Annotated in this window: 24 protein-coding genes; 21 read left to right on the forward strand and 3 right to left on the reverse strand. The window is 66.9% G+C overall.

The features are described 5' to 3' along the window. Nucleotide 1: 1 nt before the first annotated feature. From ACAH01_RS00575 to argF, 13 genes are all read left to right on the forward strand, one after another. Complete coding sequence (locus ACAH01_RS00575) at nt 2-913, forward strand: ABC transporter ATP-binding protein (RefSeq protein WP_153554837.1); 912 nt, start codon at nt 2-4, stop codon at nt 911-913. A gap of 340 nt (nt 914-1,253) precedes the next feature. Next, complete coding sequence (locus tag ACAH01_RS00580) at nt 1,254-2,342, forward strand: helix-turn-helix transcriptional regulator (protein WP_372479894.1); 1,089 nt, start codon at nt 1,254-1,256, stop codon at nt 2,340-2,342. 167 nt (nt 2,343-2,509) lie between these two features. Next, nucleotides 2,510-3,427, forward strand: coding sequence for a hypothetical protein (locus ACAH01_RS00585; RefSeq protein WP_372479895.1), 918 nt, complete (start codon nt 2,510-2,512; stop codon nt 3,425-3,427). Nucleotides 3,428-3,430: 3 nt separating this feature from the next. Beyond that, nucleotides 3,431-4,123: a PGF-CTERM sorting domain-containing protein gene (locus ACAH01_RS00590; protein WP_372479896.1), complete on the forward strand. Its 693-nt coding sequence runs from the start codon at nt 3,431-3,433 to the stop codon at nt 4,121-4,123. Nucleotides 4,124-4,490: 367 nt separating this feature from the next. Beyond that, nucleotides 4,491-5,765 (forward strand): argininosuccinate synthase, encoded by a 1,275-nt coding sequence (locus ACAH01_RS00595; RefSeq protein WP_170093096.1) that lies wholly within the window; start codon nt 4,491-4,493, stop codon nt 5,763-5,765. A gap of 3 nt (nt 5,766-5,768) precedes the next feature. Next, nucleotides 5,769-7,262 (forward strand): argininosuccinate lyase, encoded by a 1,494-nt coding sequence (gene argH, locus ACAH01_RS00600; RefSeq protein ID WP_372479897.1) that lies wholly within the window; start codon nt 5,769-5,771, stop codon nt 7,260-7,262. A 259-nt stretch (nt 7,263-7,521) separates the two neighbouring features. Next, complete coding sequence (gene lysW, locus ACAH01_RS00605; RefSeq protein WP_372479898.1) at nt 7,522-7,686, forward strand: lysine biosynthesis protein LysW; 165 nt, start codon at nt 7,522-7,524, stop codon at nt 7,684-7,686. A 33-nt stretch (nt 7,687-7,719) separates the two neighbouring features. Next, nucleotides 7,720-8,604, forward strand: a complete 885-nt coding sequence (lysX, locus tag ACAH01_RS00610; RefSeq protein ID WP_170093094.1) for a lysine biosynthesis protein LysX — start codon at nt 7,720-7,722, stop codon at nt 8,602-8,604. Continuing rightward, complete coding sequence (gene argC, locus ACAH01_RS00615; RefSeq protein ID WP_372479899.1) at nt 8,601-9,638, forward strand: N-acetyl-gamma-glutamyl-phosphate reductase; 1,038 nt, start codon at nt 8,601-8,603, stop codon at nt 9,636-9,638. The genes lysX and argC overlap by 4 nt, the downstream gene beginning before the upstream one ends. A 16-nt stretch (nt 9,639-9,654) precedes the next feature. Next, complete coding sequence (locus ACAH01_RS00620; protein WP_372479900.1) at nt 9,655-10,647, forward strand: acetylglutamate/acetylaminoadipate kinase; 993 nt, start codon at nt 9,655-9,657, stop codon at nt 10,645-10,647. Next, the gene (locus ACAH01_RS00625; protein WP_372479901.1) at nt 10,644-11,774 is read left to right on the forward strand and encodes an aspartate aminotransferase family protein; all 1,131 of its coding nucleotides are present in this window, start codon (nt 10,644-10,646) and stop codon (nt 11,772-11,774) included. The genes ACAH01_RS00620 and ACAH01_RS00625 overlap by 4 nt, the downstream gene beginning before the upstream one ends. Before the next feature lie 85 nt (nt 11,775-11,859). Continuing rightward, complete coding sequence (locus tag ACAH01_RS00630; RefSeq protein ID WP_372479902.1) at nt 11,860-12,915, forward strand: [LysW]-lysine hydrolase; 1,056 nt, start codon at nt 11,860-11,862, stop codon at nt 12,913-12,915. 2 nt (nt 12,916-12,917) lie between these two features. After that, entirely contained in the window at nt 12,918-13,808 is an 891-nt protein-coding gene (gene argF / locus ACAH01_RS00635; protein WP_153554847.1) for an ornithine carbamoyltransferase, read from the forward strand. A gap of 46 nt (nt 13,809-13,854) precedes the next feature. On the opposite strand, the gene ACAH01_RS00640 is transcribed toward argF, so the two are convergent. Continuing rightward, nucleotides 13,855-14,031, reverse strand: a complete 177-nt coding sequence (locus ACAH01_RS00640) for a hypothetical protein (protein ID WP_372479903.1) — start codon at nt 14,029-14,031, stop codon at nt 13,855-13,857. A 246-nt stretch (nt 14,032-14,277) separates the two neighbouring features. Here ACAH01_RS00640 and ACAH01_RS00645 point away from each other — a divergent pair, with 246 nt between their 5' ends. From ACAH01_RS00645 to ACAH01_RS00665, 5 genes are all read left to right on the forward strand, one after another. Then, nucleotides 14,278-15,129 carry a fructosamine kinase family protein gene (locus ACAH01_RS00645; protein WP_372479904.1) on the forward strand — a complete coding sequence of 284 codons (852 nt, stop codon included), beginning with the start codon at nt 14,278-14,280 and terminating at the stop codon, nt 15,127-15,129. Nucleotides 15,130-15,237: 108 nt separating this feature from the next. Further along, a complete protein-coding gene (locus ACAH01_RS00650; protein ID WP_372479905.1) occupies nt 15,238-15,474 on the forward strand; it encodes a hypothetical protein in 237 nt (78 codons plus the stop codon). Between the two features lie 48 nt (nt 15,475-15,522). After that, nucleotides 15,523-15,894 carry a helix-turn-helix domain-containing protein gene (locus ACAH01_RS00655; protein WP_153554850.1) on the forward strand — a complete coding sequence of 124 codons (372 nt, stop codon included), beginning with the start codon at nt 15,523-15,525 and terminating at the stop codon, nt 15,892-15,894. Between the two features lie 230 nt (nt 15,895-16,124). Beyond that, on the forward strand, nt 16,125-17,504 hold the full coding sequence (thrC, locus tag ACAH01_RS00660) for a threonine synthase (protein WP_372479906.1): 1,380 nt from the start codon (nt 16,125-16,127) through the stop codon (nt 17,502-17,504). Between the two features lie 102 nt (nt 17,505-17,606). After that, entirely contained in the window at nt 17,607-17,846 is a 240-nt protein-coding gene (locus ACAH01_RS00665) for a hypothetical protein (RefSeq protein ID WP_372479907.1), read from the forward strand. On the opposite strand, the gene serA is transcribed toward ACAH01_RS00665, so the two are convergent. Both serA and ACAH01_RS00675 read right to left on the reverse strand, forming a co-directional pair. Beyond that, nucleotides 17,843-19,432 carry a phosphoglycerate dehydrogenase gene (serA, locus tag ACAH01_RS00670; protein WP_170093084.1) on the reverse strand — a complete coding sequence of 530 codons (1,590 nt, stop codon included), beginning with the start codon at nt 19,430-19,432 and terminating at the stop codon, nt 17,843-17,845. The two genes, ACAH01_RS00665 and serA, sit on opposite strands and share 4 nt — an antisense overlap. A gap of 184 nt (nt 19,433-19,616) precedes the next feature. Further along, nucleotides 19,617-19,784: a hypothetical protein gene (locus tag ACAH01_RS00675; protein WP_015761773.1), complete on the reverse strand. Its 168-nt coding sequence runs from the start codon at nt 19,782-19,784 to the stop codon at nt 19,617-19,619. A gap of 245 nt (nt 19,785-20,029) precedes the next feature. Between ACAH01_RS00675 and ACAH01_RS00680 the strand changes: the two genes are divergently transcribed. The 3 genes from ACAH01_RS00680 to ACAH01_RS00690 are packed head-to-tail and all read left to right on the forward strand — an operon-like array spanning nt 20,030 to nt 23,214. Further along, the gene (locus ACAH01_RS00680; RefSeq protein ID WP_372479908.1) at nt 20,030-20,875 is read left to right on the forward strand and encodes a CBS domain-containing protein; all 846 of its coding nucleotides are present in this window, start codon (nt 20,030-20,032) and stop codon (nt 20,873-20,875) included. Further along, nucleotides 20,872-22,641, forward strand: coding sequence for a glycine--tRNA ligase (glyS, locus tag ACAH01_RS00685; RefSeq protein ID WP_372479910.1), 1,770 nt, complete (start codon nt 20,872-20,874; stop codon nt 22,639-22,641). The genes ACAH01_RS00680 and glyS overlap by 4 nt, the downstream gene beginning before the upstream one ends. Then, nucleotides 22,642-23,214, forward strand: a complete 573-nt coding sequence (locus ACAH01_RS00690; protein WP_372479911.1) for a dolichol kinase — start codon at nt 22,642-22,644, stop codon at nt 23,212-23,214. The last annotated feature ends 1 nt before the right edge of the window (nt 23,215 follow it).

A 23,215-nucleotide genomic window follows, 5' to 3' on the forward strand; every position in this document is an offset into this window, starting at 1 on the left:
TATGACCACAGAACGCGTACCGATCGAATTGACGAACGTGACTAGAACCTTCGGCGACGTCACCGCTCTCGACGGCCTCGACTTGCGTGTCGAATCTGAGGAGGTATACGGATTCCTCGGGCCGAACGGTGCCGGGAAGACGACGACTATCGGCCTTCTTATCAACTTTTTGAGGCCATCGGCTGGACGCGTCCGGGTTTTCGGTCTCAATCCTAGAAACGACGAGGTGGCCGTCAAGGCGCGAACCGGCATACTGCCAGAAGGATTCACACCGTATCCAGGACTGACTGGACGCGAACATCTCACCCTCGCGTGTCGGCTTCGCGACGAACACGATCCTGGGGCCTATCTCGAACGGGTCGGACTCTCCGACTCTGCTGATCAGAAAGCGGGCGAATACTCGCGTGGGATGACGAAGCGACTCGGACTTGCGATGGCGCTCGTCGGCAGTCCCAAGTTGCTAGTTCTGGACGAGCCGATAGCGGGACTCGACCCCGATGGTGCAGCGCGAGTGAAAGAGATCATCGAAGCGGAAAATGAGAACGGAACAACCGTGTTCTTCTCCTCGCATCAGCTCGCACACGTCAATGCAATTTGTGATCGGGTCGGTATCGTTACTGACGGACGCACGGTTGCAGAGGTGTCAATCGAGGAATTTCGGGCGTCCGTCGATAGCGGTCCGACGTTGACTATCGTTCCAGAGACGCCACCGACGCGTGTTCCGGAGTCGGTTCGACGACTCGACGGAGTCAATAATACGTCCATAGACGGATCGACCATCGTCGTCGACTGTACGAACACGAGTGTTCGGTCGGACATCGTCGTCGCATTGACCGAGGCGGGGATTGAAGTAACTGAGTTCGAAACGGACCGACCGTCTCTGGAAGAGGTTTTCACGGCGTATGTCGACTAAGGTGCGGGTTTGACCCTGTCAGCGTGTCATAGAATACGTCTCACGGCCTCTACTTGACGATTATACAGCCCTAAATCCGCTCTTAAGTCCGTGATTTCGCCATTCGATATTTTATTCAACTTCTAAACCATGAATAGTATTTGTTGAGAACTATTGTATGACAGGCTCATAATATACAAACAAATATATAATAAATAAGGACCCAACCCAACCACGAGTCCCCGCGAACCGCCGGCAGATTTCGTTGGCCGTGACTCGAACGGGGGTCACCCAGCCGCGTTGAAAAGTCTATATATTCGGCCTAAAGCCATATACCGCGAGGCGGCCAACACCGAGTGAGATGTCGACAGCTCGCCGGAGGCGCGCCACCGTGCTGGCTCTCGTCGTCGCCCTGCTGGTCGTCCCGGTCGCGGGCGGACAGCTCGGCGGACTGGCACAGGAACAGGTCGATCCAGACACCGTCGTGCTACAGGTCGAGTTGCAGGCAGACGGCGACGCGTCGTGGGCCGTCCACTACCGGACGCGGCTGGACGACGACAACACGACGGCCGCCTTCGAGAGCCTGCAAGCGGACGTGAGCGCCGATCCGACCGCGTACACGGCCGACTTCGGCGACCGCATGAACCGGACGATCGCGACCGCCGAGAACGCGACCGGCCGAGAGATGGCGCTCCGGAACCTCACGGTGGCGACCGAGACCGAGACGCTGCCCCAGGAGTACGGCGTGGTCACCTACCGGTTCGAGTGGACGAACTTCGCCGCCGTCGAAGGCGACCAGCTCCGGGCGGGCGACGCGCTGTCGGGGCTGTATCTCGACGAGGAGAGCACGCTGCGGATCGACTGGCCCGCCGGCTACGAGCGCACGAGCGTCGATCCGTCGCCGACCCGCAGCGACGAGCAGACGGTCGCCTGGGACGGCCGCCTCGACTTCGAGAGTGACGAGCCGCGGCTCGTCGTGAGCGAATCCGCAACAGCCGACGAGACGACGACCGGCGCGGACGACGGGGGAGGCGACGCCTGGCTGCTCGTGGTCGCGACGGTGCTCGCGGCCGGCGGCGTCGTCGCGCTGCTGTGGGCCAATCGCCGGTACGGTGTCGCCGGTGGAGCGGCGGCCGACGACGGATCGGACACGCCCGACGGAGCCGCTGGCGAAGCGACTGCCGAGGACGCTGGCGATGACCCGTCGCCGCCGCCGGAACTACTGAGCAACGAGGAGCGGGTGCTCCAGTTGCTCGACGACAGCGGTGGCCGGCTGAAACAGCAGGCCATCGCCGAGCGACTCGACTGGACCGCCGCAAAGACCAGTCAGGTGATCGGCGACCTGCGCGAGGAAGACGAACTGGAGACGTTCCGAATCGGCCGAGAGAACGTCGTCACGCTCCCCGGCGTCGACCTGGCGAGTGACGTGGGTGAGGACGACGAGTCGTAGACCAGTATATAAAACCATCGACGTTTCGATCGAATGAGGGAGACGAGACGAGATCATACCGACGCTGTCGTGCGGTTTCGATCGCGCTTAATTCGGCTTGATCGTCGGCAATTCGGGGTTATGGCCGCTCCTTTATATGGGGTTGCCGGCACAAGGATGGCGTACAGATGCGAGACACCACCACCGTACTGGTCGCAGTCGTGCTGGTCGTCGGGAGCCTCGCGGCCGTCCCGATGGCCGGACTGGCTGCCCAGACGACCGAGACGCCGACCGAAACGAGTACGACCGACACGAACACGACCGATGCGAACGCGACCGACGCCAACGCGACCGCTCCCGGCGAGCAACTCGCTGGCGTCGTGGGCGTACAGGGAGCCGAGATCGACGGTGAAGTCGAGACGCGTGCGTACGGCATCCGCGTCGCCCAGTCCGAGAGCAACGACTCGAAGGCCGCCGTCGTCGGGCAGCAAGTGGCCGACGTCGAGCAGCGACTCGACGAACTCGAACAGCGCCGAGAGACGCTGGAGGCGGCGCGTGAGAACGGTTCGATGAGTGAGGGTCAGTACCGCGCCCGGATGGCGCGACTGGCCGCCGAGACTCGCACGGCCGAACGACTCGCGAACCAGAGCAACGAGACCGCACAGTCGCTCCCCGCCGAGACCCTCGAAGCCAACGGCGTCAACGCGACCGCGATTCAGACGCTGCGCGACCGTGCCGACCAGCTGAGCGGGCCGGAAGTGGCCGCGATCGCCCGCTCGATCGCCGGTGCCAACGCGAGTGACGGCTTCGGTCCCGAGCGCGCAGGAGAGCGCGGTGGCGACGCACGCAACGCAACCGAACGCGGAGACCGCCCCGACGGCGACCGCGCGGGAGAGCGCGGCCCCCGAGGAGGAGAAAACGAGACGACCGCCGACGGAGCGGACCGCGGTAGCGAGCAGCCGACGGACGTGGGATCGGCGGACACCGGCGAGCAGTCGGCCGACGGAGAGCAAACTGCCACCGACGAGCAGTCAGAGGACGCGACCGAGAGCGACGGCGAACGGCCGGGAGACGACGATCGCTCGGACGGCGGTCAGGGCCGATAGCCGATGGACGCGAACCGAATCGCGGCGGTCGGCGTCGTCGCCACGCTCCTGTTAGTCGGGAGCGCCGGACCCGCGGCGGCCGCCCAGCAGCCGACGTTCGTCGTCGAACTCGACGACCGCGGCGACGCGGCGGTGACGATCACGTACACCTACGACCTGGGCGACGACGCCGAGCAAGCGGCTTTCGCGGAGCTACAGCGCAACGAGACGGCGACCGCCGCGTTCGAGGACCGCGTTCACGATCGGTTCGAGCGCGTCGCGAACGCGAGCGAGAACCGGACCAGCCGACAGATGGCGATCGAATCGGCGGCGGTCGAACTCACGCGAGAGGACCGGACCGGGGTCGTCGAGGTGTCGGTCCAGTGGAGCGGGCTGGCAGCGACGACCGAGGACGGACTGGTCCTCGACGAGCCGTTCGCCAGTGGCTTCGAGCCCGACCGTGCGTTCGTCGTCGTCCTCCCAGACGGCTACGAGGCGACGACGGTCACGCCCTCGCCTGCAGAGAGCGGTGACGGGCGACTGGAGTGGGCCGGCGGGACGGCACTCGACGACTTCGAGGTCGTCGCGACGGCGGAACCCTCCGCCGATACCGACGCGGCGACGGACGCCGACGGCCCCGGCTTCGGCGTCGGCGGCGCGGTCGCGGCACTGGCGGCCACGAGCCTCCTCGCCTTACGACGACGCTCGGGGACGTGAAATAATCACACACCGCGTGTGACTCGGAAACTATTAGTACCGAACCCCGGATAGTGGCGAGTACATGAGTCAGACCGAGAGTGCTGGCGGACGCCGCTCTCCCAGCAACGGGTCTGGCACTCTTTTCACCGCTGGTCGCCGTCGGATCCGCTCCGACGAGCAGCCAGACCGGCGCGCGCTTCGGCGACGACGACGGGGCCGTTTCTAGGCCCACAATACTCACATCTCTGATTTCCGATTCGTTCGACCATCGACCACCGACCACCGTCTGTTGGTCGCCGCGTCGTCTCGCCGTTCGCACGCTCGTGTGATGGGTGCGGCGACGCAGACGACGACCGTCGACAGACACCACCCAGACACGAAACCCATGACACCAGAAAACGCATCCGGAACCGTCGCACTCGCCTTCTCGGGCGGGCTCGACACGACAGTCTGCGTATCGCTGCTGAAAGAGGAGTACGGCTACGACGAGGTCGTCGGCGTCACCGTCGACGTGGGCCAGCCCGACTACGAGTTCGAGGAGGCCGAAGAGACCGCCGAGGCCCTTGGCGTCGAACAGTACGTCGTCGACGCGAAAGAGGACTTCGCGGACCTCTGTCTGAAAGCCGTCAAGGCCAACGCCGACTACCAGGGGTACCCGCTCGGGACCGCGCTCGCGCGCCCGGTCATCGCCAAGGCCATCCTCGAAGTCGCCCAAGAGGAGGGCTGTTCGGCCGTCGCACACGGCTGTACGGGCAAGGGCAACGACCAGCTTCGCTTCGAGTCCGTCTGGCGCGACTCCGAACTGGACGTGATCGCACCCGTCCGCGAACTCGGACTGACCCGCGAGTGGGAGAACGAGTACGCCCAGGAGAAGGGCCTGCCAGTCGAGGGCGGCGACGGCGGCCGCTACTCCATCGACACGAACCTCTGGAGCCGCTCGATCGAGGGCTCCGAGCTCGAAGACCCCAGCACGATCCCGGAGGACGACATCTACAAGTGGACCGAGAATCCCTCGGGCAAGGACGCAGAACTGGTCGAGATCACGTTCGAGGAGGGCGAGGCCGTCGCCGTCGACGGCGACGACCTCGGCAAGGTCGAACTGATCGAACAGCTCAATGCCCAGGCCGGAGCCCACGGGATCGGTCGCACCGACATGATGGAAGACCGCATGCTCGGGCTGAAGGTCCGCGAGAACTACGAGCACCCCGCCGCGACGGTGCTGCTGACCGCCCACGAGGCCCTCGAAGGGCTGGTCCTCACGCAGGAAGAGCGTGCGTTCAAGGCCCAGGTCGACCAGGAGTGGTCCCAGAAGGCCTACGAGGGGCTCGTCGACGCCCCGCTCGTGAGCGCGCTCGAAGCGTTCGTCGACGACACGAACGAGCGCGTCACCGGCACCGTCACCGTCAAGCTGGAAGGCGGCCACTGCCGCCCGGTCTCGCGCGAGTCGAAGTACGCCGTCTACAGCGAGTCCGCGGCGTCGTTCGACGAGGAGGACGTGACCGGCGGCATCACCCAGGCGGACGCGACCGGCGTCGCGAAGTACCACGGGTTCCAGTCGCGCCTGGCCAACAAGATCCTCGCCGACGCGAAGAAGGGCGAAGCCGTCGCCGACGGTGGCAGTGAAGCCACAGACAGCGCGAACGGCGAGAGCGAGGAATAGACGATGAGCGACGGAGAGCACGACGACGGCGCGGGCGAGGCCGCCGACGAGAGCGTCGTCCGCCGGGACCGCTTCTCGGGTGGCCCCGCCCGCTCGTTCCTCTCCTCGCTCGACGACGACGAGCGCATCTTCGCGGCGGACCTGGCGGTCGACCGCGCTCACGTCGTGATGCTCGCAGAGCAGGACGTCGTCGACGACGACACCGTCGGCGAGATCCTGTCGGCGCTCGCAGACGTGGAGGCGGCCGGCCACGGGGCGCTCCCCGAGGGCGAAGACGTCCACGAAGCCATCGAGTCGGCGGTCATCGACCGCGTGGGAGCCGAGGGCGGGAAGATGCACACCGCTCGCTCGCGCAACGACGAGGTGGCGGCCTGTATCCGCTATCGCCTGCGAGCAGACCTGCTCACGCTGATCGAGACGGTCGTCGAGGCCCGCGAGCGACTGCTGGCGGTGGCGGGAGATCACACCGAGACGGTGATGCCCGGCTACACGCACCTCCAGCCGGCACAGCCGACGACGGTCGCCCACTGGATCGCCTCCTACGAGCAGGCCCTGCAACGCGACACCGCGCGCCTGCTGGACGCCTACGATCGGGTCAACCAGAACCCGCTCGGGGCGGCCGCGTTCGCCGGGACGCCCTTCGACGTCGACCGCGAGCGCACCGCGACGCTGCTGGGCTTCGACTCGGTGCTGGCAAACTCGATGGACGCCTCTGCGACGCGCGATTTCCTCGTGGAGACGACGAGCGCGGTCGCGGCGCTCGCGACGACGCTGTCGGGGCTGGCCGAGGACGTGATCGTCATGGCGAGCAAGGGCCACGTCGAGCTGGCCGACGACTACTCGTCGACCTCCTCGATCATGCCACAGAAGAAAAATCCCGACACGCTGGAGCTCGTGCGGGGTCGCACCGGCGACGCGACCGCCGGGCTGAACGGCCTGTTGACGAACCTGAAGGGCCAGCCCCGCGCGTACAACCGCGACCTCCAGCGCGCGGGTCGCCACGCCTGGGACGCGGTCGACAGCGTCACCGAGAGCGTCGCCGTCGCGACCGGCGCGGTCGCGACCGCCGACTGGCCCGCCGAGACGCTGGCGGCCGCGGCCGGCGACGGCTTCTCGACGGCGACCGGCGTCGCGGACCTGTTGGCGATGGCGGGCCTGCCCTTCCGGACCGCCCACGAGCTGGTGGCCGAGGCGGCGGGCGATATCGAGGGCGGCGACGCGCCCGACTACGAGACCATCGACGCGATCGCCCAGGACCTACTCGGCGAGTCACTGTCGGCCTACGTCGACCGCGAGGACGTAGAGGCGGCCCTGGAGCCGGCCGAGAGCGTCGCGATGCGTGACTCCGCTGGTGGCCCTGCACCCGAAGCCGTCAGTGCCCAGTTGTCGGCGGCCGAGGAGACACTGGCGGCGGACCGGAACGCGCTCACGACACGTCGGGAACGTGTCGAATCGGCCGCCGAACAGCTGGCCGCGGAGGTCGATCGCTATGTCTGATACGACCGGCCGTCGCCGTCAGAGTGGCGTCGTCACCGCGGCGTGGCGACGTGGGTCACAGACGGGGAGCCCGGAGCGTGATCGGCGGCCGATCGACCGACGATCCCCGCGAGGGGAAATACTACCACAAAACTGATACAGATATCAGTACAGTCCCGGTTTTTCGGACCATCGCGCCCTTAGAGTCGAGTATGGATACCTAATTAATTCTGATAGGTTCGAAGAGTTTAAGTGCAATGGGGCGCGAGTGAGAGATACAATGGCAGAATGCGTCGAATGCGGGGCGGAAGTCTCGCTGCACGACAACCTCGAAGCTGGAGAGATCGTCGACTGTGCGACCTGTGGTGCCGAGCTCGAAGTGCTCTCGGTCGATCCCGTCGAGCTCGACTCGGCCCCCGAGCTCGAAGAAGACTGGGGCGAGTAACGACGGCGGGCGGCCGAGCGCGATGATACAACAATGAATGTAGGAATACTCTACTCGCGGATTCGTCGGGACGAGAAGCTCCTGCTGGAGGAGCTTCGCGATCGTGACCACGAGGTCACAAAGATCGACGTCCGGAAACAGCGGTTCAACATGAGCGAGCCGCCGGCCGCCTTCGACGGCGTCGACGTCGTCGTCGATCGGTGTCTGGCGACGAGCCGGTCCGTGTACGCCACCAAGTTCGTCGAAGCCTACGACGTGCCGGTGGTCAACACGCCGGGGACCGCGGAGATCTGTTCGGACAAAGTCAAGAACAGCCTCGCCCTGGTCGACGCCGACGTGCCGACGCCGAACACGGACGTGGCCTTCACCAAAGACGCCGCGATGGAGTCTATCGAGGAGTTTGGCTACCCCTGTGTCCTCAAGCCCGTCGTGGGCTCGTGGGGTCGCCTGATGGCCAAGATCGACTCGCGCTCGGCCGCCGAGGCCATCCTCGAACACAAGGAGACGCTGGGCCACTACGAGCACAAGGTGTTCTACGTCCAGGAGTTCGTCGACAAGCCGGGACGGGACATCCGCGTGCTGGCGACCGACGGCGAGCCCGTCGCCGCGATGGTCCGCTCCTCGGACCACTGGCTCACGAACGCCGCAAAAGGCGCGGAGACCGACACCTTCGAACTCGACGACCGCGCGCTGGCACTCGTCGAGCAGGCCAGCGACGCAGTCGGCGGCGGTCTGCTCGGGATCGACCTGATGGAAGTGGGAGTAGACGACGACACTGGGGAACCCGACGATTACACCGTCCACGAGGTCAACCACACCGTCGAGTTCAAGGCGCTCGACGAAGTGAGCGACGTGGACGTGCCCGCACAGGTCGTCGACTGGCTCGAAGCGAAGGCCCAACAGGAGGTGAGCGCATGACCTACTCCGCGAGCGTCGTCGGCGGCTCGGGCTTTACCGGCGGGGAACTGCTTCGCCTGCTGGACGGCCACCCCGAGTTTCGAACTGTTCAGGCCACGAGCCGATCGAAGGAGAACAAGACGGTGGGCCACGCCCACCCGAACCTCCGACACAAGGACCTGCGGTTTTCCAGCCCGTCGGAGCTGGAATCCGTCGACGTGCTGTTCGCGGCGACGCCCCACGGCGTCTCGATGGAGCAGATCGACGCCTTCCAGGACGCCGCCGACACCGTCGTCGACCTCTCGGCGGACTTCCGGCTCGACTCGGCAGACCAGTACGACGAGTGGTACGACGGCCACGCGCGTCCGGAACTGCTCGCCGAATCGGAGTACGCACTGCCCGAGCTGAACCGCGAGAACCTCGCGGGCGCGGATCTGATCGCCTCCGGTGGCTGTAACGCCACGGCGACGATCATGGGGCTGCTCCCGCTGTTCGAGGCCGACATCCTGTCTGGCGACGAGCAGATCGTCGTCGACGTGAAGGTCGGCTCCTCGGAGGGGGGCGCTGGCGGCGGCGAGGCCTCCAGTCACCCCGAGCGCTCGGGGGTCGTCCGGCCGTACGCGCCCACGGGCCACCGCCACGAGGCCGAGATCCAGCAGTTCCTCGGCGTCGACGTGTCCTTTACCGTCCACGCGGTGGAGATGACCCGCGGCGCGAGCGCGACCTGCCACGTCTTCCCGGACGGGCCGGTCTCGAAGGGCGATCTCTGGAGTGCCTACCGCGAGTCCTACGAAGACGAGCCGTTCGTCCGGATGGCCGCGGGCGGCGGGGGCGTCTACCGCTATCCCGAGCCCAAGGCCGTCGCCGGGACGAACTTCGCCGAGGTCGGCTTCGAGATAGACCCCGCGAACGAGCGACTCGTCGTGTTCTCGGCGATCGACAACATGATGAAAGGGTCGGCCGGCCAGGCGGTCCACGCCGCCAACGTCGCGCTGGGTCTCGAAGAGACCGCCGGCCTCGAACTGACCGGGTTCCACCCCGTCGGCGCACCCTGATTTCGGAGTGGTTTTCATGACAACAGTTATCAAAGTCGGTGGCGCTCGCGCGGTCGATCCCGCGGGTGCCCTCTCGGACGTTGCAACGCTTGTAGAGGGCGAGCAGAGCGAGCCCTCTGAACAGTCGAGCGGGGAGCAAAGCGACCCTCGAGACAACGAGGACGGCGATAGCGAGGCGGAGAGCGCCTCGGACAATTCGAGCGGGCACGGCCCGCGAGAAGACGTGGTGCTGGTCCACGGCGGCTCGACGGCCGTCGACGACACCCTCGAACGACTGGGCATCGAGCCCGAGTACGTCGAGACGCCCAGTGGCGTCGTCGGCCGCTTTACCGACGCGGAGACCATGGAGGTGTTCGAGATGGTCTTCGGTCACCTCAACACCCAGCTGGTCGCCGGCCTCCAGAGTCAAGGCGTCGACGCGGTCGGACTGAACGGCGTCGACGGGAAGCTCCTGTACGGGCCGCGCAAGTCCGCCGTCCGCGTCGTCGAAGACGGGAAGAAGAAGATCAAGCGAGGCGACCACAGCGGGACGATCAAGGACGTCAACACGGACCTGCTCGATTCGTTGCTGGACGGCGGCTACGTGCCCGTCGCTGCGCCGCCGATGGCCGGTAGCGAGGCGCGAAGCGCCTCGGAAAACTCGAGCGGTGACGACGAGGAGCCACGAGAGCGGATCGTCCCCGTCAACACGGACGCCGACCGCACGGCCGCGGCGATCGCCGCCGCGCTGGACGCGCGACTCGTCTTGCTGACCGACGTGGCGGGCGTCTACGAGGACCCCGACGACCCCGAGACGCTGATCGAGACCGTCGAGACCGGCGAGGAGTGGCAGGCCCTCGAAGCGGCCGCGGAGGGGTTCATGAGCCGCAAGATCATGGCCGCCGAGGAGGCCCTGGACGGTGGCGCACCCGAGGTGGTCGTCGCCGACGCCAACGCCGACACACCGGTCACAGACGCCGTCAGTGGAGGCGGCACACACATGTTTCAGGAGGCCATCGAAGAGCTATGAGCGGATTCGTCTTCAACGAGAAACCGATACAGATCGAAGAAGGAGACGGCGTGTGGCTCTCAGATGACGCGGGCAACGAGTACCTCGACATGGGGGCCTCGTATGCCTGCGTCCCGCTTGGTCATCGCCACCCGGCGGTCGACCAGGCCGCAAAGAGCCAGATAGACAAGCTCACCTACGTGCAGGCGTCCTACCCCAACGCTGCGCGGACTCGCCTCTACGAGACGCTGGCCGACACCGCACCCGATCCGATCGACAAGGTGTGGCTCTGTAACTCCGGCACCGAGGCCAACGAGGCGGCCCTGAAGTTCGCTCGGGCCGCGACGGGCGAGTCGAAGCTCGTCGCGACGATGCAGGGCTTTCACGGCCGGACGATGGGGTCGCTGGCGACGACCTGGAAGAGCAAGTACAAGAAGCCCTACGAGCCCCTTGCCGGCGACGTGGAGTTCGTTCCCTACGACGACCCCGAGGCCATGCGGGAAGCCGTCGACGAAGAGACGGCGGGCGTCATCGTCGAACCCATCCAGGGAGAGGGAGGCATCAACCCCGCCTCGACCGAGTTCCTCGAAGCGACCCGCGAGGCGACCGAAGACGCGGGCGCGGCACTGATCTTCGACGAGGTCCAGACCGGGATGGGACGGACCGGATCGCTGTGGGCCGCCCAGGAGTCCGGCGTCGTCCCGGACATGATCACCGCGGCGAAGGGGCTGGGCAACGGCTACCCAATCGGTGCGACGCTGTGTCGCGAGTGGATCGCCGACGAGTACGGCTCACACGCCTCGACGTTCTCGGGCGGGCCGGTCATCTCGGCGGCGGCCGACGCGACCGTCTCGACGATCGTCGAGGAGGACGTGCCGAGCAACGCCGCCACGGTCGGGGACTACCTCCAGACCGAACTGGCGGCCACGCTGGGCGACGAGGTCCGCGACATCCGCGGCGAGGGCCTGATGATCGGCATCGAGGTCGGCCGCGGCGCGATGGGACACCTCAAGCAACTGGCGATGAGCGAGGGCGTGCTGGCGCTGCCGGCCGGCCGAACGGTGGTGCGGCTGCTCCCGCCGCTGACTCTCTCCGAGGAGGACGCCGACCACGTCGTCGACGCGCTGGAATCGGTGATCCTGGAATGAGCGCGAGACGCCACGCACCTCGGAACGGCGAGCGGGCGAGACCGCCCGCGAGCGGCAGGGGAGTGCGCTCACTGGGGGTGGGCGCATGAGCCAGACCGTCCAGACCCCCGACGAGGAGGCCCGCGACCTGCTCGAAGCGATCGTCCGCATCCCCTCGGTCACGCCCGAAGAAGAGCAGGCCGCGAAGCGACTGGTCGAGTTCTTCGAGGCCCACGGCCGCGAGGCCTGGATCGACGAGATCGGCAACGTCCGCGCGCCGGCCGACGACGGCGTGTTGCTGACCTCCCACATCGACACGGTGCCGGGCGACATCCCGGTCCGGATCGAGGAGAACGACGACGGCGAGCTCGAGCTGTGGGGCCGTGGCTCCGTCGACGCCAAGGGACCGCTCTGTGCGATGGCGGTCGTCGCCGTCCGCACCGGCGCGAGCTTCCTCGGCGTCGTCGGCGAAGAAGTGGATTCGCGTGGCAGCCGCTACGTGATCGAGGACCGCGAGGGGACGCCCGACGCCGTCGTCAACGGCGAACCCTCCGGCTGGGAGGGGATCACGCTCGGCTATCGCGGTCTGCTGGCCGGCACGTACGTCGCCACCAGCGAGTCGGGCCACTCCTCGCGGCCGGACAACAACGCGATCCAGGACGCGCTGGACTGGTGGGCCGCCGTCGAAGGCGAGTTCGAGAAAGACGAGTGGGAGCCCGTCTTCGAACGGGTCACCTGCAAACCCGTCGACATCGACGGCGGGATCTCCGAGGACGGGCTCTCCGTCGAGACGACGATGGACGTACAGCTTCGGGTTCCCCCGGAGTACACGACCGACGAGATCCGCGAGATCGCCGACGGCCACCTGGTCAACGGCACCGTCCACTGGGACGACAAGGTCGAACCGGTGATGCAGAGCCCCCGGACCCCGGTCGCTCGGGCGTTCCGAACCGCGATCCGGTCGGCCGGCGGCGAGCCCACCCTGTTGCGCAAGACCGGGACCAGCGACATGAACGTCTTCGCACAGTCCTGGGACTGCCCGATGGTCACCTACGGCCCCGGCGACTCGGACCTGGATCACGCGCCGAACGAACACATCCAGCTAGCGGAGTACGACCGCTCCGTCACCGTCCTCGAAGACGTGACCGAACGTCTCCTGTAACAATGCCCACGCACCTGCTCGACGTCGACGACCTGACGACCGACGAACTGACGACCGTGCTCGACCGCGCGGCCGAGATCAAAGCCGACGGCGCGCCCGACCTCCTGGACGGGCACACCCTCGGGATGCTCTTCGAGAAGCCCTCGACGCGAACCCGGATCTCCTTCGAGACCGGGATGACCGACCTCGGTGGCCACGCGATCTTCCTCGGCCCCGAGGACATCCAGCTGGGCCACGGCGAGCCGATCAAAGACACCGCACGCGCCGTCTCGCGGTACGTCGACTTCCTGATGGCCCGGATGTTCGACCACGGCGACGTAGAGGAGCTGGCCGAGTACGCCAGCGTCCCCGTCGTCAACGGGCTGACCGACGACGCCCACCCCTGCCAGACGCTCGCGGACCTGCTGACGATCCGCGAGCGGTTCGGCAGCTTCGAGGACGCCGCCGTGGCGTGGGTCGGCGACGGCAACAACGTCTGTCAGTCGTTCGTGCTGGGTGCGGCGATGACGGATCTCGACCTGACGGTCGCGACCCCCGAGGGGTACGGCGTCGACGAGAGCGTGCTGGACCGCGCCGCCGAGCTCGGGAGCGTGCCCGCGACGACCACCGACCCCGAGGCCGCGATGGCCGACGCCGACGTGGTCTACACCGACGTGTGGGTCAGCATGGGCCAGGAGGACGAACGCGACGAGAAGCTCCGGGCCTTCGAGGGCTTCCAGATCACGCCCGACGTGCTTGGCGACCGGAGCCTGATGCACTGCCTGCCCGCCCACCGCGGCGAGGAGGTCACCGACGCCGCCATCGAGAGCGACAACGCCATCGTCTGGGACCAGGCCGAGAACCGCCTGCACGCTCAAAACGGGCTGCTGGCGTGGCTGGCCGAACAGGACTGACGGCGACGAACGGGGCGAGTCTCGCCCCCACTCGACACGTCGATCGTCAGCGTCGGTCGGCTTCGAGCTGTCGGAGACGGCTGGAAACGACACCGTAGAGCCCGGCAACGAGCCCGAAGAACAGGATCGCGAACCAGACGGACGCGATGTCGCCGTCACTGGCCAGAAACAGGAACCCACCGAACACCTCGATCAGCAGTGCAGCGCCGACGATGTTGTCCATGCCGACCAGAGGACCGGAGAGCCGAACAGCGTTGTGTACAGTCGATCGCAGTCCAGCGGTCTCCAGTCGAAACGGTGCCCTTTGTGGTCCCCGTGAGTATGTTTGGCATCGGGTCGCCGTGGCCGACCCGTCGGATCGGCAAGCAGGTGGCGTCCCGTCCGGAGGTCTCCACCCGAAACGGTACCCTTTCGTCACCGGCGGCGAGCAACAGCAACGTTTTCCGTCGCGCCAGGGCTACGGTCGACGATGACCTCGGCACCCACGGCGGCGGTCGAAGCGGCACTCGGCGGGTCCGTTGAGACGATCGAGCGCCTGGACGGCGGGATGGTCGGGGACGTGTTTCGCGTCGAACTCGCCGACGGACGTGTCACGGTCGCGAAGACCGGCGAGCACGACCTCTCGACGGAAGGGCGGATGCTGTCGTCTCTGGGCGCGGAGTCCGACCTGCCGGTGCCCGAGGTGTACCACAGCGACGCCGACCTGCTCTGCATCGAGTACGTCGAGGGCGAGTCGACGATCACGCCGGCAGTCGAACGCGACGCGGCGAGGCAACTGGCCGATCTGCACCGCGTCGAGGGGCGGGCCTTTGGCTTCCCGTTCGACACGCTCACCGGGCCGGTCCCGCAGCCGAACCCGTGGACCGAGCGCTGGGTGCCCTTCTATCGCGACCAGCGAGTGCGGTCGATCTGTGACCGGGCCAGTCGGGCGGGAACGCTGTCGGACGAACTCGCGACCCGCGTCGAGCGGGCGTGTGCCGACTTCGAGTCGCTGCTGACCGAGCCCGAGGCCCCCGCGCTGTTGCACGGCGACGCGTGGCGGACGAACCTCCTGACCGACGGCCAGCGAGTGACGGCGTTTCTCGATCCCGCCTGTTACTACGGCCACCCGGAGATCGAGCTAGCCTACGTCGACTGGACGGAGACGTTCCGCGACGCCTTCTTCGAGCGCTACCGGTGCGAACGCGGCGTCGAGCTGGCCGGCTTCTTCGACCGCCGCCGGTTCGTCTACCGACTGTATCCGTTGCTCGTCCACGTCCACCTGTTCGGCGGCCAGTACCGCGCGGAACTCGCAGAGACGCTGGGCCGCCTCGGCTACTGATACTGCCGGCTGTCACTGTTGCGGGATATTTACGACCACGAGCCCTCGACATTCTTTACAGACGGACAGCCGGCAGTATCAAGACGGTGCCGGGAGAAGGACTCGACGATGAGCGAGCCACGGACCGTCTCGGCCGGCGAGCTGGCCGTCGAGGAACTGCTCGACCGGCTGGAAGCCGGTGAACGCGTCGTCGTCTGCACGGAGTTTCTGGGCTCGGAACACGAGGTGACGCTGCGCTACGACGGCTCGACGTTCTACTGTGACACGCCCACGCGACTCCACCGCCACGAGAGCCGCGAGGCGATGCGGACCTGTCTGGAGAACCAGGGCTACGCGAGCCAGTGAGTTGTAGGTAACGCGGCAATTTATCCGCGATGGCCGGCAACGTCGGGTATGGCCGCCGACCCCTCGCCCAACCGGTTCAGAGAACTGCTCCTCGACGACGAACCGTCCCTCGACGAGGTGATGGCCTGCGTCTTCGGCATCCAGGCCCACGAGGTCCGCACCTACGAGACGCTGCTCGACTACCCCGAGAGCACCGTCGAGGAGCTGGCCGACCAGCTCGACCGGGACCGATCGAACGTGAACCGCTCGCTGTCGACGCTGCGCGAGAAGGGGCTGGCCTCCCGTCGCCGCCGACTGCTGGACAGCGGCGGCCACGTCTACCAGTACACGCCCACACCCCGCGAGGAGGCCGCCGAGCTGATGCACGAGACTCTGGAGGAGTGGGCCGACTACGTCCACGATCGGATCGAGGAGTTCTAGCGAGTAGCGAGGGGCGTCGCGAGCGAAGCGAGCGACGGCCCTCGACAACGCGAGCGGGAGCGCAAGCGACACGCGAGCGGCGGGGCATGAGTATCGATCCTGCGAGCGAAGCGAGCGACGGCCCTCGGCAACGCGAGCGGGAGCGCAAGCGACACGCGAGCGGCGGAGCTCTCCGAACGGCGAACCGACAACCGCCCCACTTTTGCCGATAGGGGACTTCGCCCCCGACAATGGCCGATCTACAGTTGACCGACGAGACGCCGGGGGTCGCCGACGACGGCGTCTGGCTGACGTGCATCGAGTGTGGGGAGACGTTCGCGCCGTTCGCAGCGGTCCGATACACCTGCGACGAGTGTGACGGACTGCTGGAAGTTCGCTACGAGGACCTGCCGACGTTCGACGACTTCGACGGCGAGGGCGTCTGGCGCTACAGCGCGGCGCTCCCCTTCGACGTGGGCGTCACCCTCCCCGAGGGTCACACGCCGCTGCACCGAGTGCCTCGCCTGGAAGACGAGGTCGGTGTCGACGCCCTGCGGATCAAACACGAGGGGATGAACCCCACGGGGTCGTTCAAGGACCGCGGGATGACCGTCGGCGTCCGCGTCGCACAGGAGGTCGGCGTCGACCGACTCGCCTGTGCCTCGACGGGCAACACCTCCGCGGCGCTCGCGGCCTACGGCGCTCGCGCGGACCTGGAGACGCTCGTCCTCCTGCCGGCCGGGAAGGTCGCCGCCGGGAAGGTCGCACAGGCCTCGCTCCACGGCGCACGGATCCTCGAAGTCGACGGCAACTTCGACAGCTGTCTGGACATCGTCCAGGAGCTCGCGGGCCGTGGCGAGGCGTACCTCCTGAACTCGCTGAACCCCTTCCGCCTGGAGGGCCAGAAGACCATCGGGCTGGAGATCATGGAGCAGTTTGCCGCCGACTACGACGACTACCCCGACCGGATCGTGCTGCCAGTCGGTAACGCGGGCAACACCGCGGCGCTGTACAAGTGCTTCCGCGAACTCGTCGAGGCCGGCGCGATCGAGGAGTCGGACGTGCCGAAGATCACCGGCGTCCAGGCCGAAGGGTCCGCGCCGATGGTCGAGGCCATCGAAGAAGGCAACGACGAAGTGCGACGCTGGGACGAGGTCGAGACCATCGCGACGGCCATCCGCATCGGCAATCCCGTCAACGCGCCCAAGGCGCTGCCGGGCATCCGCGAGACCGGCGGGACCGCCGTCGCAGTCAGCGACGAGGAGATCACCGACGCCCAGCGCTCGCTGGCCGGCGAGGGCGTCGGCGTCGAGCCGGCCTCCGCGGCCAGCGTCGCCGGCCTCCGGAAGCTCCGAGCCCAGGGCGAGATCGGCAGCGACGAGCAGGTCGTCTGCCTGACGACCGGCCACCTGCTGAAAGACCCCGACGCCGCCGCCGAGGCAGGGGCCGACCCCGAGCCGGTGCCCAACGACACCGACGCGATCCTCGAACACATCGACGAGGGGTCCTCGGTCGCACAGACGGTTCGACAGCAGGTGTCGAAAGCCGCCGACTCGCCGCTGGTCCCGGCGCTGGTCGCCGGTGGGCTCGGCGTCGCGTATCTCTACCGCAAGCTCCGATCGGAGGAGTGACCGGCCAGCAGGCGGTGCGCATCAGACACTGACCACCGGAGCACGCGGTGGCTGACGCTCGTCCGACGGGGCTTTTTCGGTGTGGGTGTGATACACACAGCCATGGCATCGGATCCGACTCCCGGCGGTGGCTCTCCGGTCACGGTCGAGCGACCCCGGAGCAAGATGGTTCGCTACGCGATCGAACGACAGGCTCTCCGTGACCGCATCGACCAGCTGGAGCGGGAACTCGCACACGAACGGAGACAGCGTCGACAGATCGTCGAACAGTACGAGCGACTGCTACGCGAGAAAGAGGCGGCGATCGAATCGGAGGCGGGGCTGCTCGACGGGCTGTTCTAGTCGCCGTTGTCCAGCGAGATGTACTTGGTCTCGATGATCCGGTCGTCGCCGTTGAGTCGGTCGAGCACGTCGCTCGTCGGCGGTTCGTCGAGGTTGTACACCGACAGGGCTTCGCCGCCGATGACTTCGCGGCCGTTGAACATCCCGGCGATGTTGATGTCGGCCTCGCCCAGCACGGTCCCGATGAAGCCGATCGTCCCCGGTTCGTCGCGGTTGCGAGCGACGAGCATGTGACCGTGGGGGACGGCGTCGACGCGGTGGTCGTCGATCCGGACGATGCGGGGGTCTTCGCCGGCAAACTGGGTCCCACAGACGCTGACGCTGTCCTCGCCGTCGCCGACGGTCACCGTCACGAGGCTCTGGAAGTCCTCGGACTGGCGGGTCTTGGACTCGGTCACGTCGATACCGCGATTCTCCGCGATCTGGGGGGCGTTGACCGCGTTGACCTGGAGCTCCGACGGTGCGAACACGCCTTTCAGCGCGCTCGCGGTGACCAGTTCGACGTCCTGGTCCGCGATGTCACCGGCGTAGGTGACTTCGACGCTGCCCATCTGTCCGTCGAACAGCTGGACGGCGATCTTGCCGGCCGTGTCGGCCAGCTCGATGTAGGGGCGGATCTGCGGGAAGATGCTCTCGTCGATCGACGGCGCGTTCAGCGCGTTGATCACCGGCTCGTCGTTGAACGCGGCGACGATCTGATCGGCCGTCGAGGTGGCGACGTTCTCCTGTGCGGCCTCGGTGGAGGCCCCGAGGTGAGGCGTGACGATGATGTCTTCGACGTCCAGCAGCGGACTGTCGGCCGGCAGCGGCTCCTCGGCGAACACGTCGACGGCGGCCCCCTTGAGGATGCCGTCCTCGACGGCCTCGGCGAGTGCCGGCTCGTCGATGATCCCGCCGCGGGCGCAGTTGACGACGTAGCCGTCTTCCAGTTGTGCGAGCTCTTCCTCGCCGATCATGTTCTCGGTCTCGGGGGTCAGCGGCGTGTGGACCGTGAGGAAGTCGGCGGCGGCGAGACACTCGTCGAGGTTGTCGACAAGTTCCGCGCCGAACTGGTCGGCTCGCTCCTGGCTGATGTAGGGATCGAAGGTGACGATGTCCATCCCGAGACTGCCCAGGCGCTTGGCGACCTCCTGGCCGACGCGGCCGAAGCCGACGACGCCCAGCGTCTTGTGGTTGACCTCGGTGCCGAGGTAGTCGCCTTTCGCCCACTCGCCGCCGGTGAGCCGTTCGTGGGCCTGTGGGATCGAACGCGCCGTCGCGAAGGCCATCGCCACGGAGTGTTCGGCCGCCGCCCGGACGTTGCCTTCCGGGGCGTTGGCGACGATGACGCCGTGTTCGGTCGCGGCGTCGATGTCGATGTTGTCGACGCCGATACCGGCCCGGCCGACGATGACCAGATCCGGTGCCGCCGACAGCACCTCGTCGGTCACTTCGGTGCCGGATCGGACGATCAGTGCGTTGGCGTCGGCGACGGCGTCGAGCAGCGCGTCGCCCTCGACGTCGTAGGCCGTCTCGACTTCGTGACCCGCCTCGCGGAGCCGTTCGAGACCCGCATCTGCGATGGGGTCTGTCACGAGTACCTTCATACCCTCTCGATTCGCGCCGTCGGGGATAACGTTTGTTTTCTCACTGCGACGCGGATGACACAATAGACACACCACCGTCTCTCCCTCGAATTCGCTCGCTACGCTCGCGGACCACTCACAAGAAAAGAGGGACTGGTGAGCGAAGCGAGAGAAAAACCGTCGGCACCGCGAACTGCGTCGTCGTCTACCGCCAGGCAGGCAGCGAGGCGGCGTCTTCGAGGTCGAGCGTGAGGTAGGCGTCGTCGGTCGTTACGTCCGCGATGATGTACGTGTCCGTCTGGCCGTGTTCGACGGAACCCATGACTTCTGCGTCCGCTGCCACCTCCGCTTTGGCGACCGTGTCCGGCTCCATGCATGATAATATGTAACAACCACATATAAACGTGCCGAAACCGACGGACGAAGCCGGGAATATGGTTAGTAAGCGAACAACAAAAGCGGAGATAGTGTCCGCTTCTAGACCTGGGAGGGGCCGACGGTCGTAGTGAGTGGTCGCATTATGGACTCTCTGCGTGTGCGCGCCAGCGGTCGGTGGGACCCGCGTCCGGGAGAAGCCGAAGGGCAGGACTTAGTACGTGGGACGGGACAAGGGATAGTATGAACGTCGCAGACGCCATGACGCCGCGCTCGGACGTCGTCACCGTCGAGATTCCGGGCACTCGTGACGACGTGCTCGAGTACCTCCAGGAACGCTCTTTCTCCTCCGTACCGGTCATCAAGCAGACCGACGACGGCGAGACGTTCCGTGGAATCGTCTCCCGTGACGCCCTCATCAACCAGCCCGACGAGGACCAGCTCGCGCTCCTGACCGAAGAGGTTCCCACCGTCACCGCCGACACCAGTATCCAGGCGGTCGCGGCTCTGATGGTCGAAGAGCGAGCCCGCCGCATCCCCGTCGTCGACGGTCGCCTCGAAGGGATCATCACCGTCACGGACGTGATCCGCGCCATCGCCACCGGCGACGTCGACGGCGCGAGGAACGTCGACGAGCTGGCCCGCCGAGACGTGAACTGCGTCTACGCCGGGACGCCGCTGACGGTCGCCGAACGCGAACTCGACTACGCGAAGGTCCCCTACGGCGTCGTGCTGGGCGACGAGGGAGAGATGTGTGGCATGCTCACCGAAGTCGACATCATCGACGTGGCCCGCGTGGTCGAAGGCGAGGCCGAGACGGGCGAGAACATGGCCAGTGACGACGACGACTGGAAGTGGGAGAGCGTCAAGGCCGTCGGGAGCCGCTACATGCCCACCCGCAACGTCGAGATCCCACACGAGCCCGTTCGAGAGTTCATGACCGCAGACGTGCTGACGGTCAGCAAGCGCGAGACGGCCAAAGACGCCGCACAGCTGATGATCGACGCGGAGATCGAGCAGATCCCGCTGGTCTCGGGCGACGACCTCGTGGGCATCGTCCGCGACATGGATCTGCTGGAGGGCCTATGAGCGACGGCGGCGACCTCGTCGAGTTGGCCAAGCGCAGGGGCTTTTTCCTGCAGTCGGCCGGCGCGTACGGCGGCGTCTCGGGATTCTACACCTTCGGTCCCTCCGGGGCCGCACTCAAGCAGAACATCGAGGACACCTGGCGCGACCGCTTTACGATCCAGGAAGGCAACATGGAGGTCGACGCTCCGACCGTGATGCCAGAGCCCGTCTTCGAGGCCTCGGGCCACCTCGACGGTTTCGACGACATGCTCGTGGAGTGTCCGGACTGTGGCGAGAGTCACCGGGCCGACCACATCGTCGAGGACAACACCGACATCGAGGAGGCCGAGTCGATCCCGGTCGCCGAGGTCGAGGAGCTGATCGCCGAGTACGAACTCGTCTGTCCGACCTGTGGCACCGGACTGGCCGGCCAGGCCATCGAGGACTTCAACCTCATGTTCGAGACGAACATCGGCCCCGGCTCCGCCGATCCGGGCTATCTGCGCCCCGAGACCGCCCAGGGCATCTTCATCGAGTTCCCACAGCTGGCAGAGTACGCCCGCAACCAGCTCCCCTTCGGCGTCACACAGATCGGGCGCGCCTACCGCAACGAGATCAGCCCGCGCAAGTCCCTGCTGCGCGTCCGGGAGTTCACCCAGGCCGAACTCGAACTGTTCGTCGATCCAGAGGAAGACGAGCCGGCACTCGAAGCAGTCGCGGACGTGACCGCCCCCTTCTACCCCGCCGCCGATCAGGAGGCCGACGAGGGCCAGCCCTACGAGGCCACGATCCGCGAGGTCGTCGACGAGGGCGTCGTCGGAAAGCCATGGATCGCCTACTACCTCGGCGTCGCCAAGCAGTGGTACGAGTCGATCGGCGTCGACATGGACCGCTTTCGCTTCCGCCAGCACCTCTCGGGCGAGCGGGCCCACTACGCCGCGGACTGCTGGGACGCCGAAGCGGAGGTCGACGGCGACTGGATCGAGCTGGGCGGGTTCGCCTACCGCTCGGACTACGACCTCTCGAAACACGACAGCTACTCCGACGAGGAGTTCACGGTCTTCAAGCAGTACGACGAGCCGATCACCGTCGAGCGAGCGACGGTCGACCCGGACATGAGCTACCTCGGGCCGGAGTTTGGCGGCTCGGCCGGCGCGGTCGCCGACGCCCTCGAAGCACTCGCCGAGCGCGATCCCGACGCCTTCGACGGATCTGAGGTCGTCGTCGAGGTCGACGGCGAGTCACACGCGGTCCCCGTCGAGAAGACAAACTTCGGCGTCGAGGAAGTCACCGAGTCGGGCGAGCACATCACGCCCCACGTCGTCGAGCCCTCGCTGGGCATCGACCGGGCGCTGTACACGGCGCTGGATCACTCCTACCGCGAGGACGAGGTCGACGGCGAGCACCGCTCTTACCTGGCCTTGCCGGCGGCGGTCGCGCCGACGACCGTCGGCGTCTTCCCGCTGATGGACCGAGACGGCATGGGCGAGTACGCCCGCGAGGTCGTCGACGAACTGCGCGGGGCGGGCCTGGCCGTGACCTACGACGATTCGGGCGCGATCGGCCGACGCTACCGCCGCCAGGACGAGGTCGGCACGCCGTTCTGTGTCACCGTCGACTACGCGACGCTCGGTGAGTCCCGCGACGACGAGGGCGAGTCGGCAGCGCCAGACACCGTCACGGTCCGCGAGCGAGACACGACGGCACAGAAACGCGTTCCGGTCGCCGATCTCCCCGAGACGCTGACGGCGCTCCGGGACGGCGAGCGCACCTTCGACGACCTGTAGATGGCCGACGAGATCGCCAGACGGCTCGTCCACGCGAGCGGGACCGGGCTGCCGGCACTGCACCTGCTGGGACTGACGGACTGGCGGACCGTCCAGTACCTGCTGGTGGTGGGCGCGGCAGTCGCGCTCGCACTGGAGGTGATCCGCCTGGTGGTCGGCCTCGACTGGGCCATCTACGACCGACTCACTCGCGAGTACGAGCAGGACAACCTCGCCGGCTACGCGCTCTATCTCGTCAGCGCCGCCGCCGTCGGCCTGCTCGCACCCGAACACGTCGCGATCCCCGCAATCTTGATGCTGACGATCGGAGATCCCATCAGCGGACTGCTGGGCTCGGGGAGCCTGACCAAAGAGACCTACGTCCTGCTGGCGATGTTCGGCGTCTGTACCGGGATCGCCTCGTTTTTCGTCCACTGGGTGCCCGCGGTGCTTGGCGGCCTGGCCGCGACGGCCGCCGACGGTCTCAAGCCAGTCGTCGCGGGGTACGTCCTCGACGACAACCTCACCATCCCGCCCGCGGCCGCCGTGGCGATGGTCGCCGGGATCGAACTCGTGGTGACGCTCTCGCTGTAGG

This window comes from Halomicrobium sp. HM KBTZ05, assembly GCF_041530035.1.
In the GTDB taxonomy this organism is placed as follows: Archaea; Halobacteriota; Halobacteria; order Halobacteriales; family Haloarculaceae; genus Halomicrobium.

Bases quoted from the DNA above. Each gene is read 5' to 3' on its own strand.
- argH (WP_372479897.1), top strand. From the start codon at position 5,769: ATGAGCGACGGAGAGCACGACGACGGCGCGGGCGAGGCCGCCGACGAG.
- ACAH01_RS00620 (WP_372479900.1), top strand. From the start codon at position 9,655: ATGACAACAGTTATCAAAGTCGGTGGCGCTCGCGCGGTCGATCCCGCG.
- ACAH01_RS00575 (WP_153554837.1), top strand. From the start codon at position 2: ATGACCACAGAACGCGTACCGATCGAATTGACGAACGTGACTAGAACC.
- ACAH01_RS00630 (WP_372479902.1), top strand. From the start codon at position 11,860: ATGAGCCAGACCGTCCAGACCCCCGACGAGGAGGCCCGCGACCTGCTC.
- ACAH01_RS00590 (WP_372479896.1), top strand. From the start codon at position 3,431: ATGGACGCGAACCGAATCGCGGCGGTCGGCGTCGTCGCCACGCTCCTG.
- ACAH01_RS00585 (WP_372479895.1), top strand. From the start codon at position 2,510: ATGCGAGACACCACCACCGTACTGGTCGCAGTCGTGCTGGTCGTCGGG.
- thrC (WP_372479906.1), top strand. From the start codon at position 16,125: ATGGCCGATCTACAGTTGACCGACGAGACGCCGGGGGTCGCCGACGAC.
- ACAH01_RS00680 (WP_372479908.1), top strand. From the start codon at position 20,030: ATGAACGTCGCAGACGCCATGACGCCGCGCTCGGACGTCGTCACCGTC.
- ACAH01_RS00665 (WP_372479907.1), top strand. From the start codon at position 17,607: ATGGCATCGGATCCGACTCCCGGCGGTGGCTCTCCGGTCACGGTCGAG.
- serA (WP_170093084.1), bottom strand. From the start codon at position 19,432: ATGAAGGTACTCGTGACAGACCCCATCGCAGATGCGGGTCTCGAACGG.
- ACAH01_RS00655 (WP_153554850.1), top strand. From the start codon at position 15,523: ATGGCCGCCGACCCCTCGCCCAACCGGTTCAGAGAACTGCTCCTCGAC.
- lysW (WP_372479898.1), top strand. From the start codon at position 7,522: ATGGCAGAATGCGTCGAATGCGGGGCGGAAGTCTCGCTGCACGACAAC.
- ACAH01_RS00595 (WP_170093096.1), top strand. From the start codon at position 4,491: ATGACACCAGAAAACGCATCCGGAACCGTCGCACTCGCCTTCTCGGGC.
- ACAH01_RS00625 (WP_372479901.1), top strand. From the start codon at position 10,644: ATGAGCGGATTCGTCTTCAACGAGAAACCGATACAGATCGAAGAAGGA.
- argC (WP_372479899.1), top strand. From the start codon at position 8,601: ATGACCTACTCCGCGAGCGTCGTCGGCGGCTCGGGCTTTACCGGCGGG.
- ACAH01_RS00645 (WP_372479904.1), top strand. From the start codon at position 14,278: ATGACCTCGGCACCCACGGCGGCGGTCGAAGCGGCACTCGGCGGGTCC.
- ACAH01_RS00640 (WP_372479903.1), bottom strand. From the start codon at position 14,031: ATGGACAACATCGTCGGCGCTGCACTGCTGATCGAGGTGTTCGGTGGG.
- lysX (WP_170093094.1), top strand. From the start codon at position 7,720: ATGAATGTAGGAATACTCTACTCGCGGATTCGTCGGGACGAGAAGCTC.
- ACAH01_RS00650 (WP_372479905.1), top strand. From the start codon at position 15,238: ATGAGCGAGCCACGGACCGTCTCGGCCGGCGAGCTGGCCGTCGAGGAA.
- glyS (WP_372479910.1), top strand. From the start codon at position 20,872: ATGAGCGACGGCGGCGACCTCGTCGAGTTGGCCAAGCGCAGGGGCTTT.
- ACAH01_RS00690 (WP_372479911.1), top strand. From the start codon at position 22,642: ATGGCCGACGAGATCGCCAGACGGCTCGTCCACGCGAGCGGGACCGGG.
- ACAH01_RS00580 (WP_372479894.1), top strand. From the start codon at position 1,254: ATGTCGACAGCTCGCCGGAGGCGCGCCACCGTGCTGGCTCTCGTCGTC.
- ACAH01_RS00675 (WP_015761773.1), bottom strand. From the start codon at position 19,784: ATGGAGCCGGACACGGTCGCCAAAGCGGAGGTGGCAGCGGACGCAGAA.
- argF (WP_153554847.1), top strand. From the start codon at position 12,918: ATGCCCACGCACCTGCTCGACGTCGACGACCTGACGACCGACGAACTG.